The 9,963-nt window shown below is 67.0% G+C and carries 10 protein-coding genes; 6 read left to right on the top strand and 4 right to left on the bottom strand.

Translation table 11 applies throughout. The features are described from left to right. Nucleotides 1–110: 110 nt before the first annotated feature. Complete coding sequence (locus M4D77_RS10125) at nucleotides 111–398, bottom strand: SelT/SelW/SelH family protein (protein WP_065629099.1); 288 nt, start codon at nucleotides 396–398, stop codon at nucleotides 111–113. A gap of 89 nt (nucleotides 399–487) precedes the next feature. Here M4D77_RS10125 and M4D77_RS10120 point away from each other — a divergent pair, with 89 nt between their 5' ends. Together M4D77_RS10120 and M4D77_RS10115 are read left to right on the top strand one after the other, a co-directional pair. Continuing rightward, nucleotides 488–1,384 (top strand): phosphoribosylaminoimidazolesuccinocarboxamide synthase, encoded by an 897-nt coding sequence (locus M4D77_RS10120; RefSeq protein ID WP_205333415.1) that lies wholly within the window; start codon nucleotides 488–490, stop codon nucleotides 1,382–1,384. Beyond that, the gene (locus M4D77_RS10115; RefSeq protein ID WP_259936138.1) at nucleotides 1,384–3,552 is read left to right on the top strand and encodes a S9 family peptidase; all 2,169 of its coding nucleotides are present in this window, start codon (nucleotides 1,384–1,386) and stop codon (nucleotides 3,550–3,552) included. The genes M4D77_RS10120 and M4D77_RS10115 overlap by 1 nt, the downstream gene beginning before the upstream one ends. 173 nt (nucleotides 3,553–3,725) lie before the next feature. Here the strand turns inward: M4D77_RS10115 and M4D77_RS10110 are convergent, their stop codons facing one another. After that, nucleotides 3,726–5,273: a DHA2 family efflux MFS transporter permease subunit gene (locus M4D77_RS10110; RefSeq protein WP_165630583.1), complete on the bottom strand. Its 1,548-nt coding sequence runs from the start codon at nucleotides 5,271–5,273 to the stop codon at nucleotides 3,726–3,728. 132 nt (nucleotides 5,274–5,405) lie between these two features. Beyond that, a complete protein-coding gene (locus tag M4D77_RS10105) occupies nucleotides 5,406–5,912 on the bottom strand; it encodes a MarR family winged helix-turn-helix transcriptional regulator (RefSeq protein ID WP_259936137.1) in 507 nt (168 codons plus the stop codon). 126 nt (nucleotides 5,913–6,038) lie between these two features. Here M4D77_RS10105 and M4D77_RS10100 point away from each other — a divergent pair, with 126 nt between their 5' ends. The 4 genes from M4D77_RS10100 to M4D77_RS10085 all read left to right on the top strand — a co-directional run bounded on the left by M4D77_RS10100 (nucleotide 6,039) and on the right by M4D77_RS10085 (nucleotide 8,854). After that, nucleotides 6,039–6,521: a glutathione peroxidase gene (locus tag M4D77_RS10100; RefSeq protein WP_137810230.1), complete on the top strand. Its 483-nt coding sequence runs from the start codon at nucleotides 6,039–6,041 to the stop codon at nucleotides 6,519–6,521. 95 nt (nucleotides 6,522–6,616) lie between these two features. Further along, nucleotides 6,617–6,856, top strand: a complete 240-nt coding sequence (gene purS / locus M4D77_RS10095) for a phosphoribosylformylglycinamidine synthase subunit PurS (RefSeq protein WP_010844201.1) — start codon at nucleotides 6,617–6,619, stop codon at nucleotides 6,854–6,856. A 10-nt stretch (nucleotides 6,857–6,866) separates the two neighbouring features. Next, nucleotides 6,867–7,547: a phosphoribosylformylglycinamidine synthase subunit PurQ gene (purQ, locus tag M4D77_RS10090; RefSeq protein ID WP_058251220.1), complete on the top strand. Its 681-nt coding sequence runs from the start codon at nucleotides 6,867–6,869 to the stop codon at nucleotides 7,545–7,547. A 14-nt stretch (nucleotides 7,548–7,561) separates the two neighbouring features. Continuing rightward, nucleotides 7,562–8,854, top strand: coding sequence for a M18 family aminopeptidase (locus M4D77_RS10085; protein ID WP_259936136.1), 1,293 nt, complete (start codon nucleotides 7,562–7,564; stop codon nucleotides 8,852–8,854). Between the two features lie 135 nt (nucleotides 8,855–8,989). Here the strand turns inward: M4D77_RS10085 and M4D77_RS10080 are convergent, their stop codons facing one another. Next, nucleotides 8,990–9,754, bottom strand: coding sequence for a lytic transglycosylase domain-containing protein (locus M4D77_RS10080; protein ID WP_259936135.1), 765 nt, complete (start codon nucleotides 9,752–9,754; stop codon nucleotides 8,990–8,992). Nucleotides 9,755–9,963: the final 209 nt, after the last annotated feature.

Here is a 9,963-nt window from a genome sequence, read left to right as displayed (position 1 = left end):
CTCCGCAACGTGTCTCACCAGGCCCTTCGTGGCTCGTCGCTATCGCTCCTCACACCTCAGGGAGCAATGGGGTCGCTCCTTTCGGATTAGGGAGCAGAAGGTCGGCTCTGTCACTCGGGGGTCGAGACGTCGGAGTGCCCGAGGTTCCAATCCGGGAGCGCGGTGTCGCGCACGCGACGCTTGAGTTCGGGAGCACCGGGGAAGCCGCCGTCGCGCTTGCGTTCCCAGATCTGGGTGCCGTCGACGTCGATGGCGAACACCCCGCCCGTGCCAGGGACGAGGGTCACCGAGCCGATCTCGGTGCCGAAGGTGTTCAGCAGTTCCGAGGCCATCCAGGACGCCCGCAGCAGCCAGTTGCACTGCGTGCAGTAGGTGATGGTGATGTGCGGCTCGCTCATCGATCCAGGATCGCAGACCCCGGGGCCCACGGCTGGACGGGTGGTCCCTGCCGCCCCGCGGGGTCACCTCACCCTCTAGGGTCGAGTCCATGCGTCCTGAACTGCAGTCCTACCGTCATCTGGCGTCGGGGAAGGTCCGCGAGATCTACGAGATCGACGCCGACACCCTGCTGCTGGTGGCGTCCGACCGGATCTCGGCCTACGACCACATCCTCAGTCCCGCGATCCCCGACAAGGGGCGCATCCTGACCGCGATGAGCTTCTACTGGTTCGACGAGCTCGGCGTGCCCAACCACCTGGCCGGCGGACCCACCGACGAACGGATCCCGGCGTCGGTCGTAGGCCGGTCGATGGTGGTCCGTCGACTGCCGATGGTGCAGGTCGAATGCGTTGCCCGCGGCTACCTGACCGGCTCGGGCCTGCTCGACTACCAGGCGACCGGGTCGGTGTGCGGCGTCGAACTGCCGGCGGGACTGGCGGAGGCGAGCAAGCTCCCCGAACCGATCTTCACGCCGGCCACCAAGGCCGAGCAGGGTGAGCACGACGAGAACATCAGTTTCGAGCGGGTCGTCGAGCAGGAGGGGGAGGAGTTGGCGCAGGCGCTACGATCGGCCACCCTCGACATCTACGCCCGCGGCGCCGCCGTCGCCGCCGAGCGCGGAATCATCCTGGCCGACACCAAATTCGAGTTCGGCCGCGGGGCCGACGGTGAACTCGTCCTGGCCGATGAGGTGCTCACCCCCGACTCGTCGCGGTACTGGGAGGCCGCCACCTACGAGGCCGGCAAGGTGCAGCCCAGCTTCGACAAGCAGATCGTGCGAAACTGGCTCACCGGTGCCGAATCCGGGTGGGACCGGGCCTCCGATGTCGCGCCGCCGCCGTTGCCCGACGACGTCGTCGACCGCACGCGGCAGCGCTATATCGATGCCTACGAATGGATCTCGCGAAAGTCCTTCGCGGACTGGCCCGACGCAGAGGTGATCTGATGACCGACGAGAAGACCATCATGAACGCAGCGCCGGTCACCGCGCCGGTGGCCAAGAAGGTGCCCACCGAACGCACCCACCACGGCGACACCTTCGTCGACGACTACGAATGGTTGCGCGACAAGGACGATCCGGAGGTCATCGCCTACCTGGAGGCGCAGAACGCCTTCACCGAATCACACACCGCGCAGCTGGCGGACCTGCGCACGCAGATCTTCGGTGAGATCAAGAGCCGCACCAAGGAAACCGACATGTCGGTGCCCAACCGGCGCGGGCGGCATTGGTACTACGGGCGAACCCATGAGGGCAAGCAGTACTCGACGTCGTGCCGGTGCCCGATCCGGTCCGAGGACGACTGGACCCCGCCAGAGGTGGGCGACGACCCGCTGCCCGGCGAGGAGATCCTGCTCGACGCCAACGTCGAGGCGGAGGGTCACGATTTCTTCAGTCTCGGGGCGCTGACCGTCAGCGACGACGGCAACTGGCTCGCCTACAGCATCGACATCGTCGGGGACGAGCGATACACCCTGCGCGTCAAGGACCTTCGCACCGGGGAACTCCTCCCCGACGAGGTCCGCGACACCTCGGGGGGTGCGGTGTGGTCGGCGGACGCCCGGCACGTCTTCTACTCGACGGTCGACGCCGCCTGGCGCCCGGACACGGTGTGGCGCCACGACATCGGTGCCGGGACGGCCGACGTCAAGGTCTTCCACGAGCCCGACGAGCGGTTCTGGGTCGGGATGGGCACCACCCGGAGCGACAAGTACCTCGTCATCGGCGTCGGGTCCAAGATCACCTCGGAGAGCTACCTGCTCGCCGCCGACGACCCGACGGGTGAATTCCGCAGCGTCGCACCGCGGGTCGACGGGGTCGAGTACAGCGTCGAGCACGCCGTCATCGGCGGCGAGGACTATCTGGTCATCGTGCACAACGAAGTCCGCGACGGGCAGAAGGCGGAGAACTTCGCCATCGACCTCGCGCCGGTCGCCGACCCGTCGGACCGTCGTCCGCTGATCGCGCACGACCCGCAACGCCGGATCGAGGACCTCGACGCCTTCGCCGACTACCTGGTCCTGTCCTACCGCCGAGATGCGTTGCCGCGTCTCGCGATCGTCGATCTGCGGCAGATCGACGGCATACCGGTCGAATCGGATTTCCGCGAGGTGACGTTCGACCAGGAACTCGGCTCCGCGGGCCTCGGCGCCAACCCGGAATGGAGTGCCCCGAGGCTCCGCATCGGATACGGCAGTTTCATCGAACCGGCGGAACTGTTCGAGCTCGACGTCGCCTCCGGCGAGCGGACCCTGCTCAAGCGGCAGCCGGTGCTCGGCGGTTACGACCCGGCCGACTACGTGCAGTCGCGGGAGTGGGCCGTTGCCGAGGACGGCACCCGGATCCCGCTGTCGGTGGTGCGGCGCAAGGAAACCGACGCCGCCAAGCCGGCGCCCCTGCTCCTCTACGGCTACGGCTCCTACGAGGCGAGTATCGACCCGTACTTCTCGGTGGCGCGACTGTCGATGCTCGATCGCGGCATGGTCTTCGTCCTGGCGCACATCCGCGGTGGCGGGGAGATGGGGCGCTACTGGTACGAGAACGGCAAGGAACTCAGCAAGCGGAACACCTTCACCGACTTCGTGGCCGCGGGACGGCATCTCGTCGACACCGGGTGGACGACACCGCAGCAGATGGTCGCGGAGGGCGGGTCCGCGGGCGGTTTGCTGATGGGTGCGGTCGCGAACCTCGCGCCCGAGTTGTTCAACGGGATCCTGGCGTCGGTGCCGTTCGTCGACGCGCTGAACTCGATCCTCGATCCGTCGTTGCCCCTCACGGTGATCGAGTGGGACGAGTGGGGTGACCCGCTGCACGACCCGAAGGTCTACGAGTACATGAAGACCTACACGCCGTACGAGAACGTCGACGCGAAGCCGTATCCGCCGATCCTCGCCTTGACCTCGCTCAACGACACCCGGGTGCTGTTCACCGAGGCGGCGAAATGGGTTGCGCGACTGCAGGAGAAGACCACCTCGGACAATCCGGTACTGCTCAAGACCGAGATGTCCGCCGGCCACGGTGGCGTCAGCGGACGCTACAAGCAGTGGGAAGAGGTCGCGTTCGAGATCGCGTGGATCCTGCAGCAGTCGGGCGCGCTCGATACTCCCGCTGGTTGAGCTCACCCTTCCGCTGGTTGAGCTCACCTTCCGCTGGTTGAGCTCACCTTCCGCTGGTTGAGCTCACCTTCCGCTGGTTGAGCTCACCTTCCGCTGGTTGAGCTTGTCGAAACCACAAAGCCCCACCGACCCGGGAGTCGGTGGGGCTTTGGTTTGCGATCAGCAGGCGATGATCAGTGCATCATGATCGGACCGCGGTCCATGTCCTCTTCGGTGAGAGGCGACGCGATCTTCTTGCGGGGCAGGAAGAACGCGGGGATCAGGGTGAGGACGATCAGGACCACCGAGATGGTGAACGTGCTCGAGAACACGTCCGCCGCGGTCTCGAAGAACGACTCCGGCAACGGGTTCGGCACGCCCGGCGGCAGCGGATCGTCGGAGGTGTTCGCCATGATCGCCAGTCCCGCCTCGGGTCGGCTCGCCAGACTGCTGGCCAGGATCACCGAGATGACGGCCGTACCGATCGACGTGGCCGACTGCTGGATGACGTTCAGCAGCGTCGAACCGTCCGGGACCTGCGGGTTGCTGAGTGTCGCGAGAGCCGCGGACATGATCGGCATCATCGTCATGCCCATGCCGAGACCCTGCACGAACAGCGAACCGCAGATCAGCCAGTACGAGGTCTCGGCGCCGAGGAACATGAACGTAATCAGACCCAGCACGATCAGGACGATGCCGGCGAGCACGAACTTGCCCGGACCCATCTTGTCGGTGAGACGGCCGGCGATCGGCATGGTGAGCATGGCGCCGATGCCCTGCGGGGCCAGCAGCAGACCGGCGGTCAACGTGGACTCGCCGCGCACGCCGATGAAGTACTGCGGGAACAGCAGCGCCGCACCGAAGAACGCGACCATGAACAGCACCATCGTGATGACGGAGATGCTCAGTGTGCGGTTCGCGAAGAGCCGCAGGTCGAGCAGCGGGTTCTTCTTGCGCAGGGCATGCACGATGAAGGCCACGATCAGCAGTGCACCGATGATGGTCGGCACCAGAACCGATGCGGTGACGAAGGTGCGGTGCTCGGCGCTCGAGGAGATACCGAACAGGAACAACGCGAGACCCGGCGACAAGAGCAACAGACCGACGACGTCGATCGAGGGGCGGCTGGTCTCCGCGTCGTCGCGCAGGACGATCCACGAGTAGACCAGCGCGATGATGCCGATCGGGACGTTGATCAGGAAGATCCAGTGCCAGCTCAGCTGCTCGATGAGGACGCCGCCGAGGATCGGGCCCGAGATCGGACCCAGGAGCATCGGGATACCGAGAACGGCCATGACCGAACCGACGCGCTCGGGGCCGGCGGCCTTGGTCAGCATCATCATGCCGATCGGCATCAGCATGCCGCCGCCGAGTCCCTGGATGACGCGGAAGGCCACGAGCATGCCGATGTTCGGCGCCAGCGCGCACAACACCGAACCCACCGTGAACAGGACCAGCGAGACGAGGTAGACGCGCTTGGTGCCGAAACGCGATGCCGCCCAACTCGACAACGGGATCACCGCCGCCAGTGCCAGGGTGTAGCCGGTCGCGGTCCAGGCGGCGCCCGCGGCGTCGGTGCCGAACTCCTGCTGGAAGGTGTTCTGGGCGACCGCCACCACGGTGACGTCGAGGATCGACATGATCGCGCCGAGCACGACCACGCCCGCGACCAGCAGGACGTGACGGTCCAGCTTGGTGTCGGGTGGGCCGTCGTGCAGATGGCCACCTGTGGATGAGGTCATTCGCGTGTTCCTATCGGTCGGGCGAGAAATGGGCGTGCCGCGGCCATCCGCGGCAGAGAAGTCTGTGGGGCTCGTTCGACCCGTGAGGGTCGGTGGTCAGAGATCAGGGAGCGACGAGGTAGGAGAGGGGAGTCACGAGGCCTGCCGTCCGTCGGTGGGCAGACAGAAATGGTCGACGCCGTCGTCGACGATGGGACGCAGTGCCGCGCAGAGGTTGTCGCGCATGTCTGCGGGCAGGTTGGCGACGAAGTGTCGGATGGTCCCGCGCTTCACGGCCAGATGGGTCTCGAGGTAGCGCCGGCCCGCGTCGGTGAGGGAGATGCGCTTGACCCGACGGTCGGACGGGTCCTCTCGACGGTCGACGAGACCTCCGGTCACCAGCTTGTCCACCGTTCGGCCGGCGGCCGCGAGGGACAGCTGAACGTGATCGGCGATCGCGTTGACCGGCATCGGCCCGGGTTGACATGCAAGCGTGGAGAGGATCCGGAGCTGCGAGAACGTGACCTCGCTTGCCGCCAGACTCTCCAGCGCCTCGGGCCGGCTCAGATCGATGAGCCGCTCGAGGAAGGTGTTGAGCGCCGACGACGCAGCGTTCACCGACTCGTCGGCGCCGCTGTTCGACCTGCATTCTCCGGACACCGAAAGATGCTAACCCGAATGCAACTATTGCCGAAACGCAATTAACGGTGACCTTGCGCATACCGTGGCGGCACCTGTGACCCGGGTCTCCCGAAGGCGGCGCGGGCGCCGTCTAATCTGGCAGCCATGGCCAACATCAAGGACATCCCCGTTACCGCTCTGGACGGCTCCGACGTCTCGCTGAAGGACTTCGGCGGACCGCTGCTCGTGGTGAACGTCGCCAGCAAGTGCGGCCTCACGCCGCAGTACGCCGGCCTGGAGGAACTCGCCAAGACGTATGGAGACAAGGGACTCACCGTCGTCGGGGTCCCCTGCAACCAGTTCATGGGGCAGGAGCCGGGTACCGCCGAGGAGATCGCGACCTTCTGCTCGGCGACCTACGGGGTGACCTTCCCGCTGCTGGAGAAGACCGATGTCAACGGCGAGGCGCGTCACCCGCTCTACGCCGAACTCACCCAGCACGCCGACGCCGACGGGGAAGCCGGCGACATCCAGTGGAACTTCGAGAAGTTTCTCGTGAACGCCGACGGTGAGGTGGTCAACCGCTTCCGTCCGCGCACCGAGCCGACCGATCCGACGGTCGTCGCCGCCATCGAATCCGTGCTCTGACCCGATTTGGTGCACCCGGTAAGCTGACCGGCGTGAACTGATCGGGAGAACACCGGTCAGGCGACAACCGACCAGCAGACATTGAGGAGCGGTCCATGGCGCGAGTGGTGGTCGACGTGATGCCCAAAGCCGAGATTCTCGACCCGCAGGGGCAGGCCATCGTCGGCGCCCTGGGCCGGCTCGGGTTCAGCGGGATCGGCGACGTCCGTCAGGGCAAGCGCTTCGAGCTCGAGGTCGACGACACGGTCGACGACACGACGCTGGAGCGCATCGCCGAGGAGTTGCTGACCAACACCGTCATCGAGAACTTCAACGTCTCGCGCGTCGCGGAGTAGAGAGCAGCACATGACAGCACGCATCGGGGTCATCACCTTCCCCGGCACCCTCGACGACGTCGACGCCGCCCGCGCGGTCCGGCTGGCCGGCGCCGAGCCGGTCGCGCTGTGGCACGGCGACGCCGACCTGAAGGGCGTCGACGCGATCATCGTCCCCGGCGGATTCTCCTACGGCGATTACCTGCGCGCGGGGGCCATCGCCCGCTTCGCTCCGGTGATGGGATCCGTCGTCGAGGCAGCCGGCAAGGGGATGCCGATCCTGGGTATCTGCAACGGTTTCCAGGTGCTCTGTGAGGCCGGGCTGCTGCCGGGTGCCCTGACCCGTAACGAGGGCCTGCACTTCATCTGTCGCGACGAGTGGCTGCGCGTCGAGTCGAACACCACGGCCTGGACGACCCGCTTCGAGCAGGGTGCGGAGATCCTCATCCCGCTCAAGTCCGGCGAAGGACGTTACGTGGCCTCGCAGCGCAAGCTCGAGGAGCTGGAGGGTGAGGGGCTCGTCGTGTTCCGGTTCCCCGAGCGGAACCCGAACGGTTCGTCCCTCGACATCGCCGGTATCTCGAGCCCTAACGGGCGGATCGTCGGCCTGATGCCGCATCCCGAGCACGCCACGGAGCCGCTCACCGGACCCAGCGACGACGGCCTCGGCCTGTTCTACTCGGCGATCGACTCGGTCCTCGCCTCGGCGTGAATGCGCGTTCGTCGATGAGTGCGTCCGCCAGGATTCCGACCAGCGCGACCGCACGCGGCCTCGGCGAGTTCGTCGACGCCTCGCCGTCGCCGTTCCACGTCTGCGCGACGGTGGCCCGCGAACTCGAAAGTGCCGGGTACACAAGGCTGTTCGAGGATCAGCCGTGGGCGGATGCCGGCCTCGACGCCCCGTCGGCGCGGCACTACGTCATCCGTGGCGGCTCGATCATCGCCTGGGAGACCGGGCAGACCGGCACCTTCCGCATCGTCGGCGGACATACCGACAGCCCCAACCTGCGGCTCAAGCAGCATCCCGACCGCTCGTCGGCCGGAGTCGCGATGGTCGCCCTCGAACCCTACGGCGGCGCCTGGCTCAATTCCTGGCTCGACCGCGATCTCGGCCTCTCCGGCCGCCTCGCGTACCGATCGGGGAACTCGGTGGCGCACACGCTGGTTCATGTGACCGAACCGGTGGTGCGGGTACCCCAACTCGCCATCCACCTGTCCGAGGACCGGAAGGGCGTGTCGCTCGATCCGCAGCGGCATGTCAACGCGGTGTGGGGAATCGGCGACGACGTCCCCGACGTCCTCGGCTGGGTGTCGGAGTACGCGGGCATCGACCCGGACGCGCTCCTCGGCTGGGAACTCATGACCCACGACGTCGCGCCGTCGGCGATCATCGGAGCCGACGGAAACCTGCTCAGCGCACCGCGATTGGACAACCAGGGCACCTGCTACGCCGGTCTGCGAGCATTGCTCGACCCCGGGTCGTCGAACCACACGAAGATGTTGGTGCTGTTCGACCACGAGGAAGTGGGCAGCGGATCCGAGCGTGGGGCCGCCTCGGACTTCCTGGGGTCGATCTGCGAACGAATCGTGCTCGCGCGCGGCGGATCACGCGCGGACTTCCTCCAGACGATGGCCGCGAGCGTCTGCCTGTCCGGCGACATGGCGCACGCGACCCACCCGAACTATCCCGAGCGGCACGAACCCGGCCACCGCATCTCGATCGGCGGCGGCCCGGTGCTGAAGGTGAACCAGAACCTGCGCTATGCGTCGGATGCGGTGGGAGAGGCCGTCTTCGCGCTCGCGTGCGACGCCGCGGGCGTCCCCATGCAGCGATATGTCCATCGCGCGGATCTGCCGTGCGGGTCGACGATCGGGCCGATCACGGCATCACGCACCGGGCTCACGACGATCGACGTCGGCGCGCCGCAGCTCGCGATGCACTCCGCGCGTGAGCTCATGGGCGCCGACGACGTGCCGATGTATTCGGCTGCGCTGCAAGCGTTTCTGACGCAGGGATAGGAACGACGCGCGAGCCGTCGAGCGCCTCACCTCGCTCCCTGAGGAGCGAGCTTGCGAGCGTCGCCTACTGCTCCCTGAGGAGCGCCCGGAGCTTGCGGAGGGCGCGTCACTAAGGGTCCTGGTGAGGCAGCGGGATCAGTATTCGCGGGCGAACCCGAGGACCTTGTTCACGTACTCCATCGAGTTGTTGTACCGCAGGACGGCGGTCACCAACGAAGACGAGTCGCGGAGGTCGAGGTTGTCGTCGCACAGGTAGTTCGCGGTGGTCAGCGCGGCGTCGAAGATGTTCTGCGGGTCGGACTTGCCGTCACCGTTGCCGTCGGCGGCGTACATCTTCCACGTCGACGGCAAGAATTGCATCGGGCCGACCGCGCGGTCGTAGACCGGGTCGCCGTCGAGTTCGCCGCCGTCGGTGTCACCGATGACCTGGTTGCCGGCGAGGGAGCCGTCGAGGCGCGGACCGAAGATCGCGCTGCGCAGGACGCCGTCGGGGTTCACGTTGCCCTGGTCGGCGTGGTGGGACTCGACCCGGCCGATCCCGGCGATGACCTTCCAGTCGATGCCGCAGCGCGGGTGGGTGCTCGTGACGGACTTCGCGGCCGCCTCATACGCGTCGTAGTTGGTCACCGGGACCGCACCGATCGTCACGCTCGCCGGACGGACCGGCGGCGGCGGGGGAGTGGGTGCCAGTGGGTGTGCCTTCACAGCCGGTGTCACGGACGGTGGCGTGGTCGGGGCCTCGGACGTCACCTGCGGCGCGGACACCGGCGTGGGGGCCAGCGTGTTGCCGGAGAGTTCGGCCCCGGCGGTCGCCGCGCCGGCCAGAACGCCCACCGGTAGCAGAGCGGTGGCCCACAACGGTGTGCGTGACTTCTTCCGTGGCTTGGAGTGCTTACCCAAAACTGATCGACCTCGCGTGTACATCTCGTGGTTCGTGGTTGCGGAACCGAGCCGACCGTACACGCGGCCGTGAGCAAAGCGTTACCTTGTCGTGATCAATTCAGGTCTGGACACCACCACCGATTCGTCTCCTTGCAGGTGAGGCCGGGAGCTCGGCGCGCCATGTGAAACGGCCCACAAGAGGGATTGAGACCCTCGGGTTCAGGGGA

This window comes from Gordonia sp. p3-SID1431 (assembly GCF_025143765.1).
GTDB classification, from domain to species: domain Bacteria; phylum Actinomycetota; class Actinomycetes; order Mycobacteriales; family Mycobacteriaceae; genus Gordonia; species Gordonia hongkongensis.
Note: the sequence above shows the minus strand (reverse complement) of the source record. Positions and strands in the feature narration are given on the sequence as shown.

Bases quoted from the DNA above. Each gene is read 5' to 3' on its own strand.
- M4D77_RS10125 (WP_065629099.1), bottom strand. From the start codon at position 398: ATGAGCGAGCCGCACATCACCATCACCTACTGCACGCAGTGCAACTGG.
- M4D77_RS10120 (WP_205333415.1), top strand. From the start codon at position 488: ATGCGTCCTGAACTGCAGTCCTACCGTCATCTGGCGTCGGGGAAGGTC.
- M4D77_RS10115 (WP_259936138.1), top strand. From the start codon at position 1,384: ATGACCGACGAGAAGACCATCATGAACGCAGCGCCGGTCACCGCGCCG.
- M4D77_RS10110 (WP_165630583.1), bottom strand. From the start codon at position 5,273: ATGACCTCATCCACAGGTGGCCATCTGCACGACGGCCCACCCGACACC.
- M4D77_RS10100 (WP_137810230.1), top strand. From the start codon at position 6,039: ATGGCCAACATCAAGGACATCCCCGTTACCGCTCTGGACGGCTCCGAC.
- purS (WP_010844201.1), top strand. From the start codon at position 6,617: ATGGCGCGAGTGGTGGTCGACGTGATGCCCAAAGCCGAGATTCTCGAC.
- purQ (WP_058251220.1), top strand. From the start codon at position 6,867: ATGACAGCACGCATCGGGGTCATCACCTTCCCCGGCACCCTCGACGAC.
- M4D77_RS10085 (WP_259936136.1), top strand. From the start codon at position 7,562: ATGAGTGCGTCCGCCAGGATTCCGACCAGCGCGACCGCACGCGGCCTC.